The organism is Microbacterium trichothecenolyticum (assembly GCF_000956465.1).
GTDB classification, from domain to species: domain Bacteria; phylum Actinomycetota; class Actinomycetes; order Actinomycetales; family Microbacteriaceae; genus Microbacterium; species Microbacterium trichothecenolyticum.
Genome location: NZ_JYJA01000034.1, coordinates 150,401 through 173,933, shown reverse-complemented (window position 1 = coordinate 173,933; position 23,533 = coordinate 150,401). Strand labels below are relative to the sequence as shown.

At 69.5% G+C, this 23,533-nt stretch carries 24 protein-coding genes; 17 read left to right on the top strand and 7 right to left on the bottom strand.

Annotation, left to right across the window (positions count from 1 at the left end):
- Window positions 1-35: 35 nt before the first annotated feature.
- The 6 genes from RS82_RS10425 (at window position 36) to RS82_RS10400 (ending at window position 5,920) form a co-directional block, all read left to right on the top strand.
- The gene (locus tag RS82_RS10425) at window positions 36-1,727 is read left to right on the top strand and encodes an amidohydrolase (RefSeq protein ID WP_045299078.1); all 1,692 of its coding nucleotides are present in this window, start codon (window positions 36-38) and stop codon (window positions 1,725-1,727) included.
- Entirely contained in the window at window positions 1,724-3,385 is a 1,662-nt protein-coding gene (locus tag RS82_RS10420) for a thiamine pyrophosphate-binding protein (protein WP_045299076.1), read from the top strand. Before RS82_RS10425 ends, RS82_RS10420 begins: the two co-directional genes overlap by 4 nt.
- The gene (speB, locus tag RS82_RS10415; RefSeq protein ID WP_045299074.1) at window positions 3,382-4,347 is read left to right on the top strand and encodes an agmatinase; all 966 of its coding nucleotides are present in this window, start codon (window positions 3,382-3,384) and stop codon (window positions 4,345-4,347) included. The genes RS82_RS10420 and speB overlap by 4 nt, the downstream gene beginning before the upstream one ends.
- Before the next feature lie 89 nt (window positions 4,348-4,436).
- Window positions 4,437-4,907 (top strand): hypothetical protein, encoded by a 471-nt coding sequence (locus RS82_RS21660; RefSeq protein ID WP_211255906.1) that lies wholly within the window; start codon window positions 4,437-4,439, stop codon window positions 4,905-4,907.
- 45 nt (window positions 4,908-4,952) lie between these two features.
- Entirely contained in the window at window positions 4,953-5,522 is a 570-nt protein-coding gene (locus RS82_RS10405; RefSeq protein ID WP_045299071.1) for a mismatch-specific DNA-glycosylase, read from the top strand.
- A complete protein-coding gene (locus tag RS82_RS10400) occupies window positions 5,519-5,920 on the top strand; it encodes a DUF2809 domain-containing protein (RefSeq protein ID WP_045299068.1) in 402 nt (133 codons plus the stop codon). The genes RS82_RS10405 and RS82_RS10400 overlap by 4 nt, the downstream gene beginning before the upstream one ends.
- Window positions 5,921-6,019: 99 nt before the next feature.
- Here the strand turns inward: RS82_RS10400 and RS82_RS10395 are convergent, their stop codons facing one another.
- On the bottom strand, window positions 6,020-6,748 hold the full coding sequence (locus tag RS82_RS10395) for an NADPH-dependent F420 reductase (RefSeq protein WP_211255905.1): 729 nt from the start codon (window positions 6,746-6,748) through the stop codon (window positions 6,020-6,022).
- Between the two features lie 96 nt (window positions 6,749-6,844).
- On the opposite strand from RS82_RS10395, the gene RS82_RS21655 reads away from it, so the two are divergent.
- The 3 genes from RS82_RS21655 to RS82_RS10380 all read left to right on the top strand — a co-directional run bounded on the left by RS82_RS21655 (window position 6,845) and on the right by RS82_RS10380 (window position 10,418).
- Complete coding sequence (locus RS82_RS21655; RefSeq protein WP_211255904.1) at window positions 6,845-8,335, top strand: PLL family lectin; 1,491 nt, start codon at window positions 6,845-6,847, stop codon at window positions 8,333-8,335.
- Window positions 8,336-8,434: 99 nt separating this feature from the next.
- A complete protein-coding gene (locus RS82_RS10385; protein ID WP_245619578.1) occupies window positions 8,435-9,388 on the top strand; it encodes a L,D-transpeptidase in 954 nt (317 codons plus the stop codon).
- A gap of 37 nt (window positions 9,389-9,425) precedes the next feature.
- Window positions 9,426-10,418: an aldo/keto reductase gene (locus RS82_RS10380; RefSeq protein WP_045299065.1), complete on the top strand. Its 993-nt coding sequence runs from the start codon at window positions 9,426-9,428 to the stop codon at window positions 10,416-10,418.
- Window positions 10,419-10,492: 74 nt separating this feature from the next.
- Here the strand turns inward: RS82_RS10380 and RS82_RS10375 are convergent, their stop codons facing one another.
- On the bottom strand, window positions 10,493-12,412 hold the full coding sequence (locus tag RS82_RS10375) for a glycosyl hydrolase family 28-related protein (RefSeq protein WP_045299056.1): 1,920 nt from the start codon (window positions 12,410-12,412) through the stop codon (window positions 10,493-10,495).
- A 114-nt stretch (window positions 12,413-12,526) separates the two neighbouring features.
- Window positions 12,527-13,114, bottom strand: coding sequence for a GNAT family N-acetyltransferase (locus RS82_RS10370; RefSeq protein WP_045299054.1), 588 nt, complete (start codon window positions 13,112-13,114; stop codon window positions 12,527-12,529).
- A 50-nt stretch (window positions 13,115-13,164) separates the two neighbouring features.
- On the opposite strand from RS82_RS10370, the gene RS82_RS10365 reads away from it, so the two are divergent.
- Window positions 13,165-13,962 carry a glycosyltransferase family 2 protein gene (locus tag RS82_RS10365; RefSeq protein WP_045299208.1) on the top strand — a complete coding sequence of 266 codons (798 nt, stop codon included), beginning with the start codon at window positions 13,165-13,167 and terminating at the stop codon, window positions 13,960-13,962.
- 4 nt (window positions 13,963-13,966) lie between these two features.
- Here RS82_RS10365 and RS82_RS10360 read toward each other — a convergent pair whose 3' ends face one another.
- On the bottom strand, window positions 13,967-14,398 hold the full coding sequence (locus RS82_RS10360; protein WP_084695563.1) for a DUF1294 domain-containing protein: 432 nt from the start codon (window positions 14,396-14,398) through the stop codon (window positions 13,967-13,969).
- Window positions 14,399-14,439: 41 nt separating this feature from the next.
- On the opposite strand from RS82_RS10360, the gene RS82_RS10355 reads away from it, so the two are divergent.
- Together RS82_RS10355 and RS82_RS10350 are read left to right on the top strand one after the other, a co-directional pair.
- Entirely contained in the window at window positions 14,440-14,868 is a 429-nt protein-coding gene (locus tag RS82_RS10355) for an SRPBCC family protein (RefSeq protein WP_045299052.1), read from the top strand.
- Window positions 14,865-15,164: a DUF1905 domain-containing protein gene (locus RS82_RS10350; RefSeq protein WP_045299050.1), complete on the top strand. Its 300-nt coding sequence runs from the start codon at window positions 14,865-14,867 to the stop codon at window positions 15,162-15,164. The genes RS82_RS10355 and RS82_RS10350 overlap by 4 nt, the downstream gene beginning before the upstream one ends.
- Before the next feature lie 13 nt (window positions 15,165-15,177).
- Here the strand turns inward: RS82_RS10350 and RS82_RS10345 are convergent, their stop codons facing one another.
- On the bottom strand, window positions 15,178-16,404 hold the full coding sequence (locus RS82_RS10345; RefSeq protein ID WP_045299048.1) for a Fic family protein: 1,227 nt from the start codon (window positions 16,402-16,404) through the stop codon (window positions 15,178-15,180).
- Window positions 16,405-16,514: 110 nt separating this feature from the next.
- Here RS82_RS10345 and RS82_RS20695 point away from each other — a divergent pair, with 110 nt between their 5' ends.
- Window positions 16,515-17,408, top strand: coding sequence for a DUF2510 domain-containing protein (locus RS82_RS20695; protein ID WP_052676778.1), 894 nt, complete (start codon window positions 16,515-16,517; stop codon window positions 17,406-17,408).
- Window positions 17,409-17,422: 14 nt separating this feature from the next.
- Here RS82_RS20695 and RS82_RS20690 read toward each other — a convergent pair whose 3' ends face one another.
- Window positions 17,423-18,811: an HNH endonuclease signature motif containing protein gene (locus RS82_RS20690; protein WP_052676777.1), complete on the bottom strand. Its 1,389-nt coding sequence runs from the start codon at window positions 18,809-18,811 to the stop codon at window positions 17,423-17,425.
- Window positions 18,812-19,582: 771 nt separating this feature from the next.
- On the opposite strand from RS82_RS20690, the gene RS82_RS20685 reads away from it, so the two are divergent.
- The 4 genes from RS82_RS20685 to RS82_RS10315 all read left to right on the top strand — a co-directional run bounded on the left by RS82_RS20685 (window position 19,583) and on the right by RS82_RS10315 (window position 22,460).
- Complete coding sequence (locus tag RS82_RS20685; RefSeq protein ID WP_052676776.1) at window positions 19,583-19,996, top strand: type II secretion system protein; 414 nt, start codon at window positions 19,583-19,585, stop codon at window positions 19,994-19,996.
- 129 nt (window positions 19,997-20,125) lie between these two features.
- Window positions 20,126-20,623: a type IV pilus modification PilV family protein gene (locus RS82_RS10325; protein ID WP_045299046.1), complete on the top strand. Its 498-nt coding sequence runs from the start codon at window positions 20,126-20,128 to the stop codon at window positions 20,621-20,623.
- 50 nt (window positions 20,624-20,673) lie between these two features.
- Entirely contained in the window at window positions 20,674-21,510 is an 837-nt protein-coding gene (locus RS82_RS10320; protein WP_157005509.1) for a hypothetical protein, read from the top strand.
- Window positions 21,511-21,575: 65 nt separating this feature from the next.
- Window positions 21,576-22,460 (top strand): prepilin peptidase, encoded by an 885-nt coding sequence (locus tag RS82_RS10315; RefSeq protein WP_045299042.1) that lies wholly within the window; start codon window positions 21,576-21,578, stop codon window positions 22,458-22,460.
- A 223-nt stretch (window positions 22,461-22,683) separates the two neighbouring features.
- Here RS82_RS10315 and RS82_RS10310 read toward each other — a convergent pair whose 3' ends face one another.
- The gene (locus tag RS82_RS10310; protein WP_245619577.1) at window positions 22,684-23,478 is read right to left on the bottom strand and encodes a GspE/PulE family protein; all 795 of its coding nucleotides are present in this window, start codon (window positions 23,476-23,478) and stop codon (window positions 22,684-22,686) included.
- Between the last annotated feature and the right edge of the window lie 55 nt (window positions 23,479-23,533).

The following is a 23,533-nucleotide window of genomic DNA, read 5'->3' as shown; positions in this document are numbered from 1 at the left end:
GCTCCGTCCGCACTCGAACTCGAACAGAGGACACCATGAGAAAGCTCGCCCCCTTCGACCGCCCCGCGCAGCAGACCCCGCGCCTGGTGATCGCCGGTGCCATCCACACCGTCGACGCGCAGGACAGCACCGCCACCGCGATGCTCACCGACCGCGGACGCGTCGTCGCGATCGGCACGGCACAGGAGTGCCGGGATGCTGCGGCCGCCCTCCGCCTGGACCCCGAGGTCGTCGACCTCGGCGACGCGGTCGTCGTGCCGGGCTTCGTCGACGCCCACGCCCACCCGCTCATGTACGGCCAGCTCATGACCTGGGTGGACTGCGGTCCCGAGAAGTCGGGCAGCATCCCTGAGATCGTGGCGCTGCTGAAGGCCGCGGCCGCCGGGCTGCCGGCAGGGCGGCCGGTGCGGGGGTACGGCTATGAGCACCGCAACCTCGCCGAGCAGCGGCATCCGTCCCGTTTCGAGCTCGACGAGGTCGCGACCGACCGCGAGGTCTACCTCATGAACGCGTCGGGGCACGGCGGCGTCGTGAACTCTTACACGTTCGAGATCAACGGCGTCGACCGCGACACCCCCAACCCCGAGGGCGGCGAGATCTTCCGCGACGCCGACGGCGAGCTCACCGGCGAGATCTCGGATGCCGCGTGCAACATGCTCACCGGAGTGCACGGCGTGAAGATCGGCCACCACGGTCCGAACTTCCACCTCGCCGACGAGCCGGAGGAGCACCTGCGGCAGCTGGATGTCGCGACGCAGCGGTTCCTCGCCGGGGGAGTGACGACGATCGGCGACGCGCAGGTGTCGCGCCGCGAGTTCGACATGTACCTGCGCCTCGCCGAGGCCGGCCGGCTGGAGCTGCGGGTGTCGATGTACCTGCTGTCGCACCTGCTCGACGAGGCGCTCGAGATGGGGCTGGTCGGCCAGTTCGGCAACGCCCACCTGAGCTTCGCCGGCATCAAGCTGTACGCCGACGGCACGCTCGGCGGCTGGACGGCGTACTTCCCCGACGGCTACGTCGGCGACCCGTGCCGGACCGGGCAGCTCTACCACGAGCCCGCCGAGTACGCCGAGCTCATCCGCAAGGCGCACGCCGCAGGCCTCCAGACCGCGACGCACGCCCAGTCGCCGACGGCGATCGAGATGGTCGTGTCGGCGATCGAGGCGGCGCTCGCCGAGCACCCCGACGACGACTCCCGCCACCGCATCGAGCACTGCGGGCTGCCGACCCCGGAGCAGATCCGGCGCATGGCGGCAGCCGGCATCCGTCCCGTCAACCAAACCCAGCACTACTTCAACTGGGGCGAGGGGGTCGAGCAGGCGATCGGCACCCCGGGGGAGCGGTTCAACCCGCTCGGCGAGTTCGAGGCGGCCGGGGTGCCGTTCACGATCTCGTCCGATGCGCCTGTCGCCGAGCCCATCCCGCTCGAGGCGATCCAGACCGCCGTCACGCGCGTGACGCGCCGTGGGCACAAGCTCGGTCCCGACTCCCTCCGGGTGTCGGCGGATGCGGCGCTGCGCGCCCACACCTATGAGGGCGCGGTCTCGCTGGGCCGCGAAGACGACCTGGGCTCCCTCGAGGCCGGCAAGTACGCCGACTTCGCGGTGCTCGGCGCCGACCCGCTTGCGGTCGACGCGAGCGAGATCTCGCGGATCCCGGTGCTCGAGACGTGGGTCGCGGGCGAACGACGGTACGCGATGGCGCGCGTCGAGGCGCTGACACCATGACCGACATCGCGGACCAGTACTCCGACACGACCGGCCGCGCCGTGCTCGAGACCGTGCGCAACTACGGGGTCACCGCGGTGTTCGGCATTCCGGGCACGCACAACCTCGAGTTGTACCGGCCGCTCGAAGGCCTCGGCATGCGCGCGGTGACCAACCGCCACGAGCAGGGCTCGGGCTATGGCGCCGATGGCTGGGCGCAGCAGACGGGGCTGCCCGGCGTCGTCATCACGACGTCGGGCCCGGGTCTGCAGAACGCGATGAGCGCGATCGGCACCGCGTTCTGCGAATCGCGGCCGCTGCTGGTGATCTCGCCAGGCGTGGCCCTCGGGGCCGAGTTCCGCGACGTCGGCACGCTGCACGAGACGAAGGATGCGACGGCGATGGTCGGCGCGATCGCGGAGTGGTCGCGTCGCGTGACGACGGCGGCGGATGCCGTGGACGCGGTGCACGATGCGTTCGCGCTGTTCCGCACCGGGCGCCCACGCCCGGTGCACATCGAGATCCCGCTGGACGTGCTCGAGGCGCCGGCCGACGTGCCGGCGGCGGCGCGCGAGGCTCGTCCGGCTCCCGCGCCGGTTCGCGGTGACGCGGCTGCGGTGCGCGACGCCGCGAAGCTGCTGACGGATGCTGCGCGCCCGGTGATCGTCGCGGGTGGCGGCGCCACGCGCGCCGGCCGCGCGATCACGGCGCTCGCCGAGCGGCTCGGCGCCCCGGTCGTCACGACCCTCAACGGCAAGGCCACCGTGGATGAGCACCACCCCTTGTCGCTGGGGTCGAGCCTGCGCCTCGAGGCCGCGCGCCGGGTCGCCGAGGACGCGGACGTGCTGCTCGTGCTCGGCTCGAAGCTCGGCGAGGCCGAGCTGTGGGCGCCGCGACTCGACGCGCGCGGCGCGGTGGTCCGCGTCGACATCTCGGCCGCGCAGCTCCACAAGAACCTCGACGCGTCCGTCGGCATCGTGGGCGACTGCACCGCCGTGGCCGAAGACCTCCTCGCCGCGCTTGCCGACGAGCCTCGCGCACTCCGTGACGTGACGGCCGAACGCGCCGCGATCGCCGCCGAGACGGCCGGAATCCTCCCCGGGACGGTCGCGCTCGCCGAGACTCTCGCGGCCGCCCTTCCGCCTGACGCGATCGTCTCCGGCGATTCGTCGCAGATCGTGTACCTGGCGCTCGCCAACGTGCTGCGCCAGTCGTGCCCGCACTCGCTCCTGTACACGCCGACCTACGCGACGCTCGGCTACGGGCTCCCCGCCGCGATCGGCGCCCGCATCGCCCAGCCCGCCGTCGGCGGCCGCCCCGTCGTCGCCGTTGTCGGCGACGGCGCGCTGATGTTCTGCGTCAACGAGCTCGTGACGGCGGTCGAGCAGCGCCTCGACCTCACCGTCGTATGCGTCGACAACGGCGGCTACGCCGAGATCAAGCAGAACGAGGTGGATCGCGGCATCCGCCCGGTCGGCGTGGATCTCGTGCAGCCCGACTGGGTCGCCCTCGCCAACGCGTTCGGGGCGACCGGCCGGCGTGCCGAGACCTCCGACGACATCGCCGCTGCGCTCGGTGAAGCCCTCGCCGCCGGCGGCGTTCAGCTCGTCCACATTCCGCAGAACGCCGGGGCGCAGCATCCGTCGACCGAATCTTCGACCCTGAGAGGCGAGTCATGACTGACGACCGCGAACCCGTCGGCCCCGTCGACGCATCTGTCTACCCGCGCTACGCCGGCATCGCGACGTTCGCACGGCTGCCGCGCATCGAGGAGGTGCCGCGCGCCGATCTCGCGATCGTCGGCATCCCGTTCGACACCGGCGTGAGCTACCGCCCGGGAGCGCGTTTCGGCCCGTCGCACGTGCGCGAGTCGTCGCGGCTGCTGCGGCCGTACAACCCCGCGCAGGACGTGTCCCCGTTCGCGGCCGCGCAGGTCGTCGATGCCGGTGACATCCCGGCGAACCCGTTCGACATCGGCGAGGCCGTCGCCGACATCGAGACCGCGGCCACGGCCCTCGGCGAGCGCGTCGACCGCATCGTCACCGTCGGCGGCGACCACACCATCGCCCTCCCGCTGCTGCGCGCCGTGAACAAGAAGCACGGGCCGGTCGCCGTGCTGCACTTCGATGCGCACCTCGACACCTGGGACACCTACTTCGGCGCCCCCGTCACGCACGGCACGCCGTTCCGCCGCGCGAGCGAGGAGGGTCTCATCGACCTCACCGCGAGCTGCCACGTCGGCACGCGCGGGCCGCTGTACTCGAAGCAGGACCTCGACGACGACGAGCGTCTCGGCTTCTCGATCGTCTCGAGCGTCGACATCGAGGAGCGCGGCATCGAGGCCGCGATCGAGCGCGTTCGCCGCCGCGTCGGCGACAAGCCGCTGTACATCTCGATCGACATCGATGTGCTCGACCCTGCCCACGCCCCGGGCACCGGAACCCCGGAGGCGGGCGGCATGACGAGCAGGGAACTGCTCCGGATGCTGCGTGCCCTGAGCGACCTGGACGTCGTGGGGGCGGACGTGGTCGAGGTGTCGCCCGCGTACGACCACGCGCAGCTGACCGGCATCGCCGCGAGCCATGTCGTGTACGAGCTCGTCACGCTGATGGCGGCGCAGATCGACGCCGCGCGGAACTGAGTCCTAGCGCGCACCGTGCCCGGTGACAAGCCCCTCCACACGGCGTTCTGCCCGCCGCAGTCTGGGAGGACCCCAGAAGGAGGACGCTCATGAGCGACCACGCAGAGCACATGGACACCCCGCGGCAGAACGCGCGCGCCGAGGAGCCGATCGCGGCCACGCGCCGCGAGCAGCGCGAGCGCGAGGCGGCCGACCCCCGCGTCGGTACCCCGGCCGACGCCCGCCAGAACGCCGTGCCGGAGCGGGATGAGTCGATCCCGCAGGAGCCCGTCGAGCACAGTGCGACGACCGACCACGACGTGATCCGCCAGTGGGCGGAGGACCGTCACGCGACCCCGGCCATCGTCGAAGGCACCGACGACGACGGCGACGTCGGCGAACTCCGCTTCGACTTCGACTTCGGCAACGACCTCGAAGACCTCAAGGAGGTCTCGTGGGACGACTGGTTCCGCGCCTTCGACGAGCGCGGCCTGGAGTTCGTGTTCCAGGAGAGCACGCGCCCCGACGGGTCCGCCTCGAACGACTTCACCCTCGAGCCGGCTGGTCAGACGCGCACCTGACGCCTCATTGCCGGGCTGCGCCCGCGGGTGCGTGAGACTGAACGCATGGGTTTCACGCGCGCCGAACTGCAGACGTACCGCGGGCGCAGCATCCCGGATCTCATGCCCTCGCACCCGAAACTGGTGTTCGTGGGCATCAACCCGGGTCTGTGGACGGCCGCCACCGGCGTGCCGTTCGCCTACCCGGGCAATCGCTTCTACCCGGCCCTCGTCGCGGCCGGCATCATCGAACGGATGCCGCGCATCGGCGACGACGGCATGGCCGGGGCCGACCGCCGCATGCTGCTCGACGCGGGCATCGGCATCTCGAGCATCGTGCGGCGCGCCACGGCGCGCGCGGACGAGCTCTCGCGGACAGAGCTCCGCGAGGGCGCCGAGCGGCTGGCCCGCGATGTCGCCGGCTGGAGGCCCGCCGTGGTCGCGATCCTCGGGCTCACCGCCTATCGGCAGGGCTTCGCGCAGCCGCGGGCGACTGCAGGCCGGCAGCCCGACGATCTCGGCGGCGCCGCACTGTGGGTGGTGCCCAATCCGAGCGGCCTGAACGCCCACATGACGGTGGCGACGCTGGCCGAGGCGTACGCGGAGCCCGCTCGAGCCGCGGGCGTGATCTCGTGACCCGCACTCGTCGGCTCGTCGCCGCGCTGCTGCTCGTCGTGACGGTTGCCGCAGGGCTGCTGGTGCACGGCGTGCTGCCCGACACGGCAGCGACCGACATCGCCGGGGACGCCCTCTACGCCGTCGCGGCGTACCTGGCGGTGGTGCTGATCGCCCCGCGCCTTCCCCCGCTCGCCGCGGGCGGGATCGCCGCCGCGTGGTGCGTGGCGGTCGAGCTGTTCCAGCTCACAGGGCTCCCGCTCGTCTGGGGTGCGACCTTCCCACCCGTGATGCTCGTCCTCGGCACGGTGTTCGACGCCCGCGACCTCCTGGTCTACGTGGCGACGATCATTCTCGCGACCGCCGTCGATGCCGGGATCCGCAGAGTCCGGCGTGCGGCCGAGGCTCCTGGCCGCTGACCCCGCCTCAACAGGTCAACCGGGCCTCTACAGGACCAACGCCGCGCGCTTCTCCTGTAGAACCCCGGTTGACCTGTGGGAGAAGGGAGGAAGCCGGGGTCAGCCCGCGGCGCGGGCGCGGGCCACCATGATTCCGCGCTGCGAGGTCGGGAAGCGGTCGAGCATCGCGCGGAGCTCGATGGCGTCGACGTCGGCGCCGAAGGCCTCGGCGCCGGGCTCGAGCATGATGCCCGCAGCGAGGGGCCCCGCGAGCACCGGGTCGAAGCCCAGGTCGTCGACGAGCCGCATCACGAGTGCGACCGATGCCTCGTCGTCGCCCGCCACCGCGATCGCCTTCCGACCCGGGGACCCGACCGGCCGCGCCTCCTCGTCGAGATCGCGGTAGCCCATGTGGTTGAACGCCTTCACGACCCGGGTCTCGGGCAGGAACCTCTGCACCGTCTCGCTCGTCGTGGTGCGCAGGTCGCCGAAGTCGGCTCGCAGCCCGTCGACCTCCCACCAGTAGTTCATCGCGTCGATCGCGAGCTTTCCCCGCAGATCTTCGGCGGGCAGCGTGTGGTGCTGGGGGAGCGGCAGGGCGAGCACGATCGCGTCCGCGTCGCGTGCGGCAACGGATGCCTCGACCGCGACCGCGCCGGGAGCCACAGCCTCGATCGTGCCGGCGATCCGTGCGGGGTCGCCCGACCCGGCCACGAGCACGCGGTGACCGGCGGCGATCGCGAGGCGGGCGAGCACCTGCCCCACCCGCCCGGCGCCGATGATGCCGAGCGTCCGGATGCGGGGTGGCGCGCCGGCATCCGTGATCCCCGTCCGCGTGCGCTCACCCACGCGAATCAGGCTAGCCGCCGTATCACCCGCGAGTCGGTTCCGCTCCTCACCGGTGGAGATCCGCCCGCCGGGCGGTCCCGGTGAACGGAGGCAGCTATGGCCGAGTCATGGACGATACGTCTGGAGCGGCTGTTCGTCGACAATGCGGACGAGGACGACTTCTGGTCGGACGGAGACGAGCCGTACATCGTGATGGTCGGATTCCGGTCGAAATTCCTCACGCCGGGGTCGACGAGCGTGTTCTGGAGCGGGGTGCTGAACGACGACTGGGCGAACGGGATCGATTCGGGGGAGTCGAAGGCCGTTCCCGCGAATCAGGGCGCCGTGCGCTTCGACGACGTCACTCGTCCGACTGCGGAACAGGTGAAGTCGGGGCAGTTCCCCGAGCTGCTGGGCGCTCTCGTGCTGGTGTTCGAATCGGACGCGACGCCGTTCTCCGCGGTCCGCGGCCTCATCAACGACCTCGTGAATGCGGTGCGCACGCAGCTGAAGAGCCTCGTCGAGGGCGGCAAGCTGTCGCTCACCGATCCGAAACCCGACATCGACGCGGCCGTCGCGAAGATCCGCGCCGCGATCGAGCCCGACACGCTCGGCAAGATCGGGCTCTTCCTGAGGTCGTGGGGCGATCCCGACGACCTCATCGGCATGACGCCGCTCATCTTCGCGGCCGTCGACACCTCGATGGGGCTGCCCATCCCGGTGGTCGCGCCGGCCCCGGTCAACCTCACGTACACGCCGAGCGGAGTCAAGTACCGGCTGACGGGGAGCCTCTCGCAGGCGCCGACGGGTGTGGGCTGGGAGTCTCTGGGCGGTGGACTGAACACCGGGCCGGCGGCGGCTTCGTGGGGCCCGGGCCGGCTCGACGTGGTCGCGGCGGGCACCGACAACGCCGTCTGGCACAAGTGGTTCGACGGCAGCTGGCACAACTGGGAGTCGCTCGGCGGGATCATCACCGCAGACCCGGCGATCTCGTCGTGGGGAACGCGCCGGCTCGACATCTTCGCCCGCGGCACGGACAACGCGCTCTGGCACAAGTGGTTCGATGGCAGCTGGCACGACTGGGAGTCGCTGGGCGGTGGCCTGAGCTCGGGCCCGGCGGCCGCCTCGTGGGGTCCGGGACGCGTCGACGTGTTCGTGCGCGGCACGGACAACGCGCTGTGGCACAAGTGGTTCGACGGCGGCTGGAGCGGCTGGGAGTCGCTCGGCGGAGGCCTCACCTCCGACCCCGCGGTCGCGTCGTGGGGTCCCGGTCGCCTCGACGTGTTCGTGCGCGGCACCGACAACGCGCTCTGGCACAAGTGGTTCGACGGCGGCTGGAGCGGCTGGGAGTCGCTCGGCGGTGTGCTGACGTCGTCTCCGGGTGTCGCCGCGTGGGGCCCCGGACGCCTCGACGTCGTCGTGCGCGGCACCGACAACGCCTGCTGGCACAAGTGGTTCGAGAACGGCTGGAGCGGCTGGGAGACCCTCGGCGGCGGCTTCACCTCGTCGCTCGACATCTCGTCGTGGGGTCCGCGCCGGCTCGACATCGTGGGTCGCGGCAACGACGGCGCCCTGTGGCACAGCTGGTTCGACAACGGCTGGTCATGACGGATCACGGATGCCTCGTCCCGGCGCAATGGGCGGGACGAGGCATCCGTGTGTCGGCGTCAGGTTGCGGCATCCGTCATCCGGGCCGACCATGGGGGAATGGGGGATGCCGAGACCGACGGCCCGGCAGCGGTCGAACCCGACAGCATCGCGCCGTCGAAGCGCCGACCGAACGTCTGGGTCGTGCTGGCGCTCGCCGCGGCGCTCCTCGCCGGCGCCCTGACCGTGGCGTGGCTCGTCCGTCCGCCCGCCACGGAGGCATCGGCCGCACCGACTCCGACCGTGACGGCGACCCCGACCCGCACCGCCACGCCCGCACCCACGCCGACCCCCACGGGGTTCGCCGCGAACACCGCGTCGTACGACGTGTCGACCCTCCCGCAGATCAGCGTCTTCGCCATCATTCCGGCGCTGCCCGTCGACGATGCGGCGTTCACCGCCCCGCTGCCCACGCACGCCGTCGCAAAAGGCATCGGCGCCCCCGTCTGGGCCGATCCCACCGCCGAGCCGGTCGCCTACCTTCCGCACGAGTACCCCTATGACGGCACCTCCGTCCCGGTGGTCGAGGAGCAGGAGAACTGGGTCAAGGTCCTCCTCACCGGGCGCCAGGCCGTCCCCTCGCAGGGCAACCCGGCCCAGACCGCCGGGTGGATGCGCAAGACCGACATCGACCTCGCCCCGACCGACACCAGCGTCGTCGTGAGCATCTCCGGTCGCACGATCGACATCGTCCGCGCCGGCGTGCCCGAGCGCATCGCGTCGGACTTCGCGTGGGGCACCGATCGCACGCCGACCCCCCTCGGTCGCGCGTTCATCATGACGACGCGTGTGGTGCCCGAGTACGCGTACACGCGCGGCCACCCGATCGTGTATCTGTCGGTGCAGTCGCCGACCCTCGACGGCTTCGGGGGAGCGGATGTCGCGGTCACGGCATTCCACTACCACGACGACCGCTCCGGACCGATCTCGAACGGATGCCTCCGCGTCGACCCCGATGCGATCACCAAGCTCTCCGAACTCCCGCTCGGAACCCCCGTCATCGTCAATCCGTAAGCTCGACCGCCACACAACCCCACTTCGGAGGATCCTCATGCAACAGCGCGCACTCGGCCGCACCGGACGCTCGGTCTCGGCGATCGGCCTCGGCACCTGGCAGCTCGGCGCCGATTGGGGTGCCGTCACCGAGGACGACGCGACCGCGGTGCTCGCAGCATCCGTCGACGAAGGCGTCACCCTCTTCGACACCGCGGATGTCTACGGCGACGGGCGGAGCGAGTCGATCATCGGCCGATTCCTCGGCGGGCGGCCCGGCCACGGCATCACGGTCGCGACGAAGATGGGCCGACGTCTCGCGCAGGAGCCGGAGAACTACACGCCCGAGAACTTCCGCACGTGGACCGACCGCTCGCGCGCGAACCTCGGCGTCGACACGCTCGACCTGGTGCAGCTGCACTGCCCGCCGACCGCGGTGATCGAGGATGACGCCACGTACGACGCCCTCGATGCGCTCGTCGCCGACGGTGCGATCGCGGCGTACGGCGTCTCGGTCGAGACGACGGCGCAGGCGCTCGCGGCGATCGCCCGCCCGAACGTGACGAACGTGCAGATCATCTTCAACCCGTTCCGCCTCAAGCCGCTCGACGAGGTGCTGCCCGCCGCCGAGGCCGCCGGGGTCGCGATCTTCGCGCGCGTGCCGCTCGCATCGGGCCTGCTGTCGGGCAGGTACACCGCGGCCACGACCTTCGCCGCCGACGACCACCGCACCTACAACCGCCACGGCGAGGCGTTCGACCGCGGCGAGACGTTCTCGGGCGTCGACTTCGAGACCGGCGTCGCGGCAGCTGCCGAGCTCGCCGCTGCCCTGCCGGACGGTGTCTCGCTGCCCGCCGCGACCCTCGCGTGGATCGCATCGCGCCCCGGCGTCACGAGCGTCATCCCCGGCGCGCGCAACGTGCGGCAGGCGGAGTCCAACGCGGCGGCGGCCGCCCTCGTCGAGGGTGGCTTCGACCTGGCCGCGTTCGACCGCGTCGTGCACGACGTGTACGACCGCGACCTCCGCGCAGCGATCCACCCGCACTGGTGAACCTCCGTCGCTGAATCACGGATGCCTCGACCCCGCGCAGCGCGCCGGGCCGAGGCATCCGTTTCCGGGGGTCTTTACGGGGTGAGGTAGTCCACCACGAACTGCGGGGCGCCGGTGTTGGTGGCGTCGGCCTGGCCGCCGACGCCGTTCACGACGTGCTGGACCGTGCCGGCCGACAGGTTCACCGTCATGATGTGGTGCAGCTTCACGCCGGGCGCCTCAGGCACCTCGAACCCGTTCGCCGTGATGATCGACGGGTTGTTCTGGTTGAACACGTACACGCCGGCGCCGTCGAGCTGGTGGTTCTCGACGTGGTCGGCCACCTTGTAGCCGGGGTATCCGAGAGTGCCGTTCGGCTGCGTCCAGTCGGCCTGACTGGGCGGGTCGTAGGGGAGCTCGTTCTGGTACAGGATGACCCGGCCGTTCTCGCCGTTCCAGAGCGTGTTGTACCTCTGGAAGTGCTCGACGAACAGCCCCGTCGCGGTCACGTCGTCACCGTTCACGATGACGCCGTTCGCGCCCGTGTTGGTGTTCCAGCGCTGGGTGTCTCCGTTGACGCCGTTGTTCGGGTCGAAGCCCTCGACGCCGTGGTCGCCGCGCCACACCCATGTGTGGTCGATCAGCACGTCGTCGGCGTTCACCTCGAGCGCCGTCGTCGACTTGCCCACGTGCGGGCCGCCGACGCGGAAGTACACGTCGCTCAGCGTGATCGGGTTCTGCGCATCGAGCTTCTTGTTCCCGTTGGGGCTGCCGACGCGCAGCAGCACCGGCGAGAGCTGCGCGCCCGCGTCGATGGTGACGCCCGCGACGACGATGCCGTCGGCGTCCTTCACCTCGAGCGGCACCGCGCCGTTCACCGCGGTGAGCGTCGCGTGACCGAGGCCGAGCACGACCGTGTTCGCGCGCTTGACCTGGATCGACTGGGCGACGTCGTAGATGCCCGGCGTGAGGATCAGGTGCTGCCCGCGCGCGAGCGCGTTGTTGATGTCCTTCACCGAGTCGGATGGGGTCGCGATGTAGAAATCGGTGATCGGGATGCTGCGCCCCGCGGTCTCACCCGCGCCCCAGCTGATCCCGCTCGTGTCGCGCTGTGCCGCAGGCACCCGGACGTTGTAGCGGCCCTCGTCGTCGACGTAGAGGTACGGCTTCTCGCGGCTGACCGGCGTCTGGTCGACCGTCGTGTACGGCGGGTTCGGGAAGCCGGCCTCGTCGGGCGCGCCGACGACTCCCGAGAACACCTGGTTCCAGACGGCGTTCGACCAGCCGGCGACCTCACTGTTGCGGATCAGCCACTGCTGCTGCGAGCCGTTGATCACGAACGGCAGACGCGAGTCGGCGATGAAGCCGCCGCTGGCGTACTGCGGCCCGGCGGTGCAGTAGTCCATGAGCGAGAGGTTGCCGCCCGAGATGTCGAGGCGCCGCATCGAGACGGCCTGTGACACGGCCCAGAAGTCGGCACCGCTGCGGCACCCGCGATCGGGTGTCTGGATGTCGATGGACAGGTTCGAGATCGTGCGCCAGAAGTTCACGAGCGCGAGGCAGTTGCCCGTGCCGCCGTCGGCGAGACAGCGGTTGTAGACCTCGACGGCGCCGTGGACGGTGACTTCCTCGGGCGAGGCGCCGAGGCCCGCGATCTCGGTGTAGTAGCCGACCTTGACCTGCAGCGGGTCGGCGGTCGAGCCGTACTGGCCGGGCAGGAAGTACACGGCCTGGCGGTTGGTGCTCATCTCGGCGTCGACCTGCTGCGCGTGCAGCGCGTCGAGGTCGGCCCGGATCTCGTCGACGGGAGTGTCGGGGGAGTAGATCGTGACGTTCGGGCCGAAGTCCGGGTTGTACGGGTCGACGGCGCGCGGCGGCGCTGCGACGGCCGGTGTGGCCATCAGCGCGCCTGCGACGAGGGCGGTGCCGGTCACCACGGTGCCGATGCGCACGGCGCGGGCACGCCGGCCCGATCGTGCGGTCGGTGCCGTGAGGCGTGAAACGGGGGCGGGCATGGGGAGTCCTCTCCGTTGAGGTGACGCGGCGGGGTGCCGCTTACTTACCGGACTGTAACCAACCGTGGGAGCGGTCTCAAGGGGCAGTTTCCGACGAGAGCTCGCTGAGTCGTTTCAGAAGTCGAGGCGCATCACGAGGCGTCGCTTCGTCGGATGCGTGACCTCTCGGAACCCCGCGGCGAGGAACGGTCCGACCGGTCCGACGCTGAGTTCGTCCCAGACGACCTTCTTGCCGTCGGTCAGCATCGGATACCCCTCGACCGCCGCTGCGCCGCGTGCGCGCGCGTGCTCGGCGGCGGCCGCGATGAGCGGGTAGGTGATCCCCTCACCTCGGTGGCCCTTGCGCACGACGACGCAGGCGATCGCCCAGACCGACTCGTCGTCGGGGTCTTCGTCGCGGCCCTGCCAGGGCACCGGGGAGCCGCGAACCCGCCCGTAGACTCCTCGCCGGTCGACCGCGCACCACGCGACGGGCTCGTCGCCGTCGTAAGCGACGATGCCGATCGTCTCGGTCGCGCGCGGGTCGTCGCAGTTCGTCTCGGCGCGCAGGATCGCGGCGCGTTCCGACTCGGGCATGCGCCACCAGTCGTGATCGCCGAGGCGCTGACGCTGGCATCGGCACCGCCCCGCGGCGCCCGTGAGGATGGCCTGCAGGTCGTCCCACGAGGCCTCGTTCGCTGGAACGAAGCGCAGTCCGTTCATGTCGGCAGGGTATCGCCGCCTCCCGACAGCCCGGGAGTATCGTGTGGCTTGTGCCCCTCGCCCCTCGCGTCGCCGTGGTCATCCCCTGTCGCAACGACGCGGGATACCTCGACGCGTGCCTGGCCGCACTCGCCGCGCAGACGCATCAGCCCGACGTCGTGATCGTGGTCGACAATGCCAGCACGGATGCCTCCGCCGCCGTCGCCCACGCGTACGACACCGTCGTGGCATATGAGCCGTCCATCGGCATCTGGCCGGCCGTGTCCCGCGGCTACGACGTGGCGGTCGAGCACGCCGACATCATCGCTCGGCTCGACGCGGACTCGCGGCCGCACCCCGACTGGATCGCGCGACTCGTCCGTGCCTTCGTCGCAGATCCGACGCTCGGCGTGCTGACCGGCGGCGCCGAGTTCTACGGCGGCACGCCCCTGCAGAACTACCTCGGCGAGCGCTGGTACATCGGCGGCGGCCACTACTGGATCAAGAAGTGGCTCGGCATCCCGCTCGTGTTCGGCTCGAACTTCGCGATGCGCACGCGCGTCTGGGAGCGCGTGCGCGATCAGGTCGACCGCGGGAACGCACGCATCCACGACGACCTCGACCTCACGATCCGCCTGCGCTCGTCCGACGGCGTCCGCTACGACCCCCAGCTGCGCATGCCCGTGTCGGCACGTCCGGTGCAGACTCTGTCGGGGCTGTCGCGGCGGGTGTTCAAGGTCGCGTCGACGTTCGCGGCGAGCTGGCCCGAGGGTGCGAAGTGGCGCCGGGCCGAGCCGTCGCGGGTGGCGTCCGCGTCGGGCGAGTGGGCCCCCGACGGCGACGACTGGGCCCCCGAGTACGGTCGCTGACGGGTCAGCTGCCGAGAGCCGGGGCCGTCAGGTACACATAGGCCGCGAGCGCGAGGACGTTCACCCCGACCGTGCCCCAGAACGCGCGCCGGAACGACCGCTTGCGGGTCTTGTGGCGGAAGAGCTGCTGAGCGACGAGCGCTCCCGGCCAGCCACCGACGAGGCCGAGGATGAGCAGCGTCTGTTCCGAGATGCGGTTCGCCTGGCGGCGCGCGGCCGCCTTGTCGATGCCGTAGGCCGCGAACGCGGCGATGCTCGCGGCACCGTAGAGCGCCGGCACCCACCACGCGAGCTCGAACACGAAGCAAGCACCCGCGAGAGTTGCGGCGAAGGCGATCAGGGTGATCCAGCTGAGCGCCGCGGGCAGCGGCTTGGAGAGATCGCGTCCGGGGCGCTCCGGCGTCGCGAGGGGAGCGCGGGGTCGCGGGTTGGGCATGCGCTCGATCCTATGGGGGAGGCTCGGCGTACGGTGTCAGCATGCATGAGCTCACCGAAGAGGCGCTGGTCGCAGCATCCGTCGATGTCGCATGGCGGGAATTCACGGTCGCGGGTCGTCTGTCGGAGTGGTTCTGGCCGCCGCGGTTCGAGACGACGGCGGTCGTCGAGCTGCGCGAGCTCGGCCGCTGGGAGGTGCGGTCGGTGCCCGTCGACATGGCGGTCGAGGGCACGGTGCTCACCTTCGAGGCGCCGCGTGCGCTGCGGCTCGGGTGGCGGTGGGCGGGGGAGGAGCACACCACCGATGTCGAGATCGAGCTTCAGTCCGCGGCGGATGCTGCCACCCGCGTGATCGTCAGGCACTCCGGCTTCGCGACCGCCGAGGAGCGCGACAACCACGTCGACGGGTGGTCGAGCTGCCTGCAGCGCCTGGTGGATCGCCACGGCGGTGCGCCGGGCGAGCACCTGTGATCATCGAGTTCGACGGCGACGTCTTCCGTTGGGACGCTCGAGATGATGCGGCCTGGTTCTTCACGTCGGTGCCGCCCGAGCTGAGCGAGGAGATCCGCGAGATCCCTCGCCCATACCGCGGCTTCGGCTCGGTGCGTGTGCGTGCGCAGATCGGCGGGACGGAGTGGACGACGTCGATCTTCCCCTCGTCGGACTCGGGCTCGTACGTGCTGCCGCTGAAGAAGGCGGTGCGCGATGCGGAAGGCCTGGCCGACGGCGGTCCGGTGACGGTGCGACTCGAGGTGCTCGACGGCTGAGATCGCCAGGCGGTCAGGCAGGCGTCTCGAACATGCGGCGCTGGATGCGACGGTCGAGGTCGTCCAGTTCGCCGATCACATCGTTCGTCGCCCACACGCGGCCGCGCTTGCGCCCGGTGATCTCGGTGATCACGCCAGCCGCAGTGAGCCGGTCGAGCGCCGCGTATGCCGTCGCCGGGGTGCTCCCGATCGCCGCGATCGCGTCTTCGCCCGACATCACGGGGTCGTCGAGGAGTGCGGTGAGGAGTCGATCGGTGGCGGAGCCGTCGGCCGCGTCGACGAGCGACCGCCACTCGGTGGGGAGCTCACGCAGTGCGTCGATCGACGTTCGCGACTCGACAGCTGCCGCGACGGCTGCGCGCACCATGATCTCGATGATGGCGGTGGGCTCACCCTGGCGGTACGCCGTGAGCGAGGCGAAGTAGTCGTCTCTCACTGCCAGCAGGCCGCTCGCGAGCGGCATGACAGCGGTCTTCGTGACCCCGCGCCGGCGCAGGATCGCGCTGACGAGCGCGCGGCCGATGCGGCCGTTGCCGTCGGTGAACGGGTGGATGGACTCGAACTGGGCGTGCGCGATCGCCACCTGCGCGAAGACGGGAGTGTCGTCGCGCGCTGCCCACTCGATGAGATCGTCGAGCAGCGGAGCCACGAGATCGGGGGGCGGCGGCACGTACAGGGCATTGCGCGGACTGTGGTCGCTGCCGCCGATCCAGTTCTGCACGTCGCGCAACCGGCCGGCGTAGTGCGCCTCGGCGGAGTCGTCGGCCATGAGGGTGCGATGGGCGGCAAGCAGATCCTCGACGGTGATGCTCCCCGTCTCGCCGGCGCGGTCGACGAGGCGATGCAGCGCGGCGGATGCGGCCACCATGCTGGTGGCGCTGCTGTTCGCCCGGCTTCCGGCGAGAGCGCGGGCGTAGTCGGCGGCGCTCGCCGAGATGCGCTCGATCTTTGAGGACGCCACCGACTCGGTGCGAAGCATGAAGCGCCCGAGCGCGCGCGACTGCGCTCGTGCCTCGACGTCGGTCGTCGCCACCTCGACGAGTGCCCGCTCTGCGTCGGCGGTCAGGTCGGGGCTCGGCGTGTAGGTCAGGTGCGCGATGCGCGGGGGGATCGACACGGCTACGGAGCGCAGCATCCGATCGTCCCGGCTGCCACCACGGACGGACTGCCGCCAGTCCCGCAGCTCGGTGGTGTGGGCGGACCAAAGGGGGGCCTTGGAGAGTGAATCAGCGGCGGTCACTGTTTCAGTTTAGCGGTCTTGATTGAAATAAGACTCGGGTTTGATCCGGTCGTCCGGGTCGCGCGGCTCCGGTATGTTTGCGCTCGAGGATCATTCTGCTGGGGAGCATCATGTCGGACGGGTCTCAGGCGGGACCGCCGCCCGGTTGGTATGAGGACGCTTCGCGTGCTGACCGCCTGCGGTGGTGGGACGGCGCTGCGTGGACGGAGGACTACCGTCCGGTGGCGACGGATGCTGCCGCCACGGCTGCGATCGAGGTCGCGGGTGCCGCGGATGCGGCGGCTGCGGCGCTGAGTCGTGCACAGTCGCGCGCGCGACGGGCGGATTCGGATGCCGCGGGTCCGGATGCCGCGGGTTCGGATGCTGCGGGTTCGGATGCTGCGGGTTCGGCGACTGCGGTGGGCGAAGCGCCGGGGATCGTCGGGTCGGCTGCGCTGCCGTCGGTCGCCGAGGAGCCGCAGGCCGCCGCCGTGTGGCCGGCTCCTTCCTCGCTGGCTGAGCCCGCGGAGGTGCGGGACGAGGCATCCGTCGATGCGCCGGTGCCGGTGCCGGAACCCGAGGTCGGGGCTGCAAAGGGCGAGACCTTTCCCGACCAGATCACGCCCCGGCGTCCGGCTCCGGTCGACGATCGTCCGCCGATGCCCGTCGTGTACCAGCCGGTGTCGAGTTCGTACGTGGGGGAGATGCGTCCGCCGCTGCCCGAGGCAGCGCCGGCGAACGTTCCGGCGCGTGCGTCGATCGTGCTGATCGCGGTGGCCGCGCTCGGTGGCCTCGCGGTGGTGTTCTGGCTCGGCGGTTGGAACGAGTCGATCGCGGGTCTGGTCAGTCTTGTCAGCGTGGCGTTCGCGGCTGGTGCGTTCTTCCTCGCGATCGGCGGCCTGATCGTCGCGACGCAACGCCGGACGAGCAGACTTCTGTCGGGGATCGCGATCGTGGTGTCGGTCGGGTTGGCGGCGTGGCTGTCGATCGTCGCGACGCAGCAGGCGCTCGCGATCCTGAACTGAGCTGCAGCCGTTACTCAGAAGGGTGGCGGATCGACCGGCACCTTCAACGCGGTCGGTGAGACCCACCATTTCGCGCCGGTGGCCTCGTCGCGGTAGAGCACCCATTTGCTCTTGGTCTTGATCACGTGATGTCGCTCGCATAACGGACTGAGGTTCGTGTCAGCGGTCTTCCCGCCGTACTGCCAATCGAGGCGGTGGTCGATGTCGCAATCTCGGGCGGATCGCAGGCATCCGGGTCCGGTGCACACCTGGTCGCGAACCCCGAGCCACCGTTGCAACGCCTTCGGTACGCGATACGCAGTGCGATCGACGTCCAGAACCGTGCCGGTGACGGGGTGGGTGAGGATGCGGACCCAGCTGGATGCCCCACCAGCGAGCCGCCGCGCGGTGTCGGTGTCGATCGGGCCGTAGCCGTCGAGCGTGGCGGGCTCGTCGTCGTGTCCGAGGAGTGTCATGACCGGCACGGTGATCGCGACAGACGCACGCGCACGCCAGGCGCTCGTCTCGGTGCGGATCGACATGCCTCGGGTGATGAGGTCGAGCACCACGTCAGCGCGAAGCTGGGCGAGTGTGCGTTCCTCGCCGTCCTGCGCCCGCAGGTGCCGCGCGTGCGCCTCTGCGTACCGCTGCACGAGCATCACCTTGTCGGCGGTCGTGAACACGGTGAAGGAAGCCATCCCGTCGGGCTCGGGCTGGAACCACGTGTTGCGCTCGTCCTTCGCGCGCTTGTGTCGCTCATCGATGTGCTCAGGGTGCACGCGGTCACGGACGACCCTGGCGCGAGTACGGAACTTTCCTGGCGCGAGCGTCTGCGCCGACCCCGCGAGCTGTTCGTCGAACTTCGCCCAGGCGTCGGTGGAGCGGGCAGGAAGGGTGGCGGCCTGCTGTGCTGCTGACGAAGCGTTCCGCTCGTTCACGCGGCCGGCACGGAACGCCTCCCAGATCTGGGGGCACCGCTCGCGCAGTGTGTCGGCGTGCGCAGCGCGGGTGCGGACCATGCTCTCCGATATCCCGAGGCGCACCGCGAGCTCCAGCGCCGCGGCGCGCACGGCGATGTTCCGACGCTCTGCGCGGACGACCGCCGTCGATCGCCCCTGCGGATCGAGCCATGCGTGGTCTTGTGTCGGATCGGGGCCGACCCACGGGTCTGGGGAGGCCGCAGCATCCCTCAGCACATTCGCGATGCCGGCGTACTCGTCGGCGATGAGGAGTCGCGCTCGCACGCCGATGCCCTCGAGCTCGGTGATCGCGGCCTCGTGCGCGGCGCCCGTCGTTTCGAGCTCGGCGAGTTCGAGGGGCGGCGGGATCTCACCCGGCTCGAGGAGATCCGACGGGTCGAGGAAGAGCTCGGGATCGCCGTCGATCCTCGCGTCTCCATCGATCCTGTTCGAATATATCTTCACGTTTGTAGCGTATGACGCCCCTCCGACATTCGATCAGAAAATCCAGCCAGCTTCGAACCCGAAAGACTGACAATGCCAGCACGCTGCGCGGGTCGAGTTCGCCCGCCGCCTCACTCGAGCCGTCCTGTCGCGCGCGAGCTGTGCGTCGACCTCGGCTATCGCCCGCTCGGCCAACGTCTCGGCCAACTCGTACGTGCATTTCCAGCGAAGACGGGAACGGGTGCCGTCCGGGACCTCATCGCGATGCGAGGGACCGATGCTCTGTACGTTGCTGCGGGTCGTGAGGGCAGCACGTATTCGATCTGCCGGCGCCGTCGTACGAGCGCGGTCAGGGTCGTCGCTGGGTCGTAGATCCCACCCCTGCCGCGGAAGCCGGTTGGGGCTGGGGCCTCCGAACTGTCTGATCGACCGCCGCGCTGTTCGCCGCGACCCCGTCATCGGGACCGCCTCACCGTCAATCGAACAACGGATGCCCGCGACCCGCTGTGAGCAGGGCGACCAGGGGAATGGTGGGCAAAGGCCCGCAACGCAAGGTATTCGCGCGGTCTGGCTGAGGCTTTCTTAGGCGAACACTGCGCGCGCTTTCGTTGACACCCGCTTGGGGGAATGAGCCCGTCTATGGCGGGAGGGGATTCACGCTTTGCGCGTGTGTCTCAAACCCAGCTCTAACAGAGTCTGGGAAATGTTACTGGGGTGTTTGAGACCGGGCGCATTGGCGCGCTCCGGTCGGTTAGAGCTGACCTTTCAACTCACACTGGGGAGAGACGCGCCATGCGTGCAACTATCAAGAACTACATTGAGTCGGCGAACCGTCGTCGCGAAGAAGAGGGCGAAGAAGGCTTCTCCCTCATCGAGCTCATCATCGTCGTTGTGATTCTCGGCATTCTTGTCGCAATCGCGATTCCGATCTTCGGCAACATCCAGTCGACCGCGCAGGACAACGCGTTGAAGGCGGCCGCCGCCAGCGGCGCCACCGCCGTTGCTGCCGCTATTGCGGACAGCGACGCGAATTCGACTGCAGCTTCGGCAATCACCAAGGGCTCGACGACTGAGATCGTTCTCAGCGAGGCCTCGGTTCCGGCAACCGTGGACGCCGTTTGCGTTACGGCAACCGGGTTCAACAAGAAGGTTTCTGCAGGCCCCGCGTGCACCGCTGCTTCGCAGTCCGTGACAGCGGCGCCGTAGCCGCGACGTAGCGACCGCGCTAGGGCCGGGCCACAGCCCCGGCCCTCGTGGCCCGGTTGTCGTGGAGACTTTGACACTTGGGGAGGTGCGCTGATGAGGCGACCGACTGCGTCCGACGAAGGCCTCGGGATGATCGAGATCATCATTGGGATGATCTTGCTTGCGATCATCGCGGTCGCCATCCTTCCAGCGCTGTGGCAGGGGATTCAGTACTCCTCCCAGCAGGCGGCGACCGCGACGGCGACGCGGGAACTCAACTCCGTGATCGAAGGGATTCGAGAGAATCCGGACTGCGGAAACGCGCTCGACTTCGATGTGGACGATGCAACGGGCACAGAATTGCGCGTACGCACATCTTTGGGCGGAAATCTTGCCTGCCAAGCTTCTCTATTAAAGGACGGCGACGCTCGCTTTACTACCTCATCCGGGGCTCTGCCCGCGCTGGCGTCGGACTGGGCAAGGTGGGAGAACGGCATTGCACAGTACGCATCGACGCCGTTCTTCGTCGAGAACGGCGACGTCGTCACCTATACATTCGACATCGAGACCGATTCCGCACCGGTGCGGTTTTCGGGAGAGGCCGCGGCGCGGTCGACAGCAACAGGAGTGAGCTTGCCATGTTGGTGATCAATCAGTCTCTCCGTCGTGCGAGAAGCAACGACGACGGCGCAGTCCTCGTGACCATCGCCATCGTGATGCTTGTCGGTTTCGTCATCGCGAGTCTCATCGCTGCATCGGTCCTCTTCACGATCCGCGCGAACGCAACGAACAAGGGTCAGACACAGGCGTTCATCGCCGCAGAATCCGGACGCGACGTCGCGATGGCGACGATGGCTTCTTGCTCCGCCACGCATTTCACGGGAACCGACCCGACTTACGATACGACGATCTACCCGTACCCGGACAACACAGGAGATCGTCCGACGTCGTCGAATGGCCTGACTGCCGGCTGCCCCACGTCGTCCACTGACTACGTCGTGATCAAGTCCACCGGCACCGGTACTGGCGGCTCAACAGTGACGATCGACTCGGTGTATCCCTGGCAGGTCACCTACTCGCAGCAGCCCGGTGGCGTCGTTACTTACTTCTCCGGGGGCTTCACCGCCGGAGTCGCGCACTACACGGGCGACCTCGTTCTGCGCGACGGCAACTGGGCGTGCAACATCGACGGAACGTTGACGGGTGATCTCTACGTGCTGGAGGGTACGACATCCCTCTCGAACAACTGCGTGATCAACGGCGACATCTGGTCGAACGGCAACGTCACGAGCAATAGCCAGGCACCGAAGGTTTACGGCGACATCACGACCAACGGTTACGCCTCGATCTCATCGAACGGCGGGGCTCTGATCGACGGGTCGATCTCGGCGAAGGGGAGCACGCAGGCATCGGTCACCGGATCGCTCACCAGCCGCAACAGCATCACGGTCGGGACGACGTGGACCGCGCGCCCGGCACGCGTACGCCGAACAGCCCGTCCGACCCGGTCTTCGACCCCACGCTCACCTGGCTGAAGGCCGCGACGAAGTGGATCGATCTCGACAACACCGAACTCGTCTACCAGACGGAGCGTTAGCGCATGACATCCCTCACCATCTTCCTCGTCGTCATCGCGGGGATCCTCGGACTCCTTGTCGGGTCGTTCCTCAATGTTGTCGCCTACCGCGTGCCGGCGAAGGTCTCGCTGATGCGGGAGAGCCGTTGCCCGCATTGCGACGCACCGATAGAGCCGTGGCGCAACGTCCCGGTGCTCGGCTGGATCGCCCTCCGAGGCAAATGCGCGAACTGCAACGCGCCGATCTCGGCGCGTTGCCCGATCGTCGAGGCGGTTACAGGCATCGCGTTCGCCGCCGTGACGTGGTGGTGCCTTGTGGCCTACGAAGGTCTTCTCGGCATGAACCTGCCGGAGTACCTGCTCCTGCCGGCTGTGGACGGCATCGTCCGTCCCGCCGACCTCTGGGCGCTTGGTCTTGTCATCGTCGCCTACCTGTACTTCGCGGCGATCTCGATCGTCCTCACGCTCATCGACCTCGACACCCACCGTCTCCCGAACAGCATCGTTCTGCCGGGCTATCTCGTGTCCGGCATCCTGTTCACCGTCGCCGCCTGGCTGACAGGCGAGTGGGGACTGCTGCTCGGCGCCGGTGTCGGCATGGTGGTGCTGTACCTCTTCTACTTCCTGCTGCGCGCCGCACGGCCCGGCGGCATGGGCGGGGGAGACGTCAAGCTCGCCGGGGTGATCGGCATCTACCTCGGCTGGCTCGGCTGGGGCGCGCTCGCTGTGGGGGCGTTCGCGGCCTTCTTGTACGGGGGAGTGTTCGGTATCGCGCTCCTGCTGTTGCGCCGAGCCGGTCGCAAGACCGCCATTCCGTTCGGACCCTGGATGCTCCTCGGAGCCTGGACAGGTGTTTTCGCCGGCGAAGCCGTCGGCAAGTGGTACGTGGATCTTTTCGTCGGCGCGTGACGCCGACGGTCTTTGGGGAAGGGGAAATCATGGGGAAGACGATTGTCGGGCTGGAGGTGACCGAAGAGAGCGTCCGCGCAGCGGAGATCTCGCTCGGTCGCACACCCCAGCTCGTCGCGTACGGCGAAGTGCCGCTGCCGCCCGAGGCAGCGCGCGACTCGGAGGTGCTCGACCCGGGCGCCTTCCGCGGTCGCGCTCCGGCAGCTGTGGACCGGAGCGAAGTTCAGGAGCAAGGATGCCGTGCTCGGCGTCGCCAGCCGGCGCATCCTGGTGCGCGAATACACGACCCAGGCGATGCGGCCTGATCTGCTGCGAGAGGCCCTGCCATGCCAGGTACAGGACCTCCTGCCCGGATGGCGCGGTCGGCCTTCTGCATCTCGTGCAGCACGCCGTCGATGCGGAACCGCACGGTCAGCTGCTTCTCGCCGGGCTCGACGTGGATGTCGCTCGCGCGGTCGTTGATCGCCTGCGCGATCAGCAGGTTCACGAATCGCACGGTGGGGGCGGTGTCGTCCTGCTCCTCCAGGCTCTCGGTGAACGCGGCCTGGTTGGACTCGCTCGACTCCTCGATCGTCATCGACAGCTCACTGAGCTCTTCGTCCGAGCGCAGGAACCGCTCGAACATGTTCAGCAGCGCGTCTTCGGCGACGACGACAGGCTCGACGAAGAGATCCGTGATCGAGGCGACGTCATCGAGCGCGACGATGTCGGTCGGGTCGAGCACGCCCACGGTCAGACGTTCGCCGCGTCGGTCCACGGGGATGAGACCGTACTTGCGGCACAGGGTGCCGGGGACGAGGGCGACCACGTTCGGGTCGAGCGGCATCTCGGCGAGGTCGACGTACCGGTGGCCGGTGTGAAGAGCGATCGCCTCGGCGACCTGGCTCTCGGTGACCAGCTTCGAGCTCACCAGCAGTCGCTGCAGCTCCGGACCTTCGCCCACCTGGGCGAGGGCGGCCGACATGTCGGCGGCTCTGACCGCTCCTGTGAGCACCAGCGTCTGTGCGAGACCTCTCACTGCAACACCCCTATCCCAGGGACATACTATGTGGCGCACGTCAACCCTGGGCTGC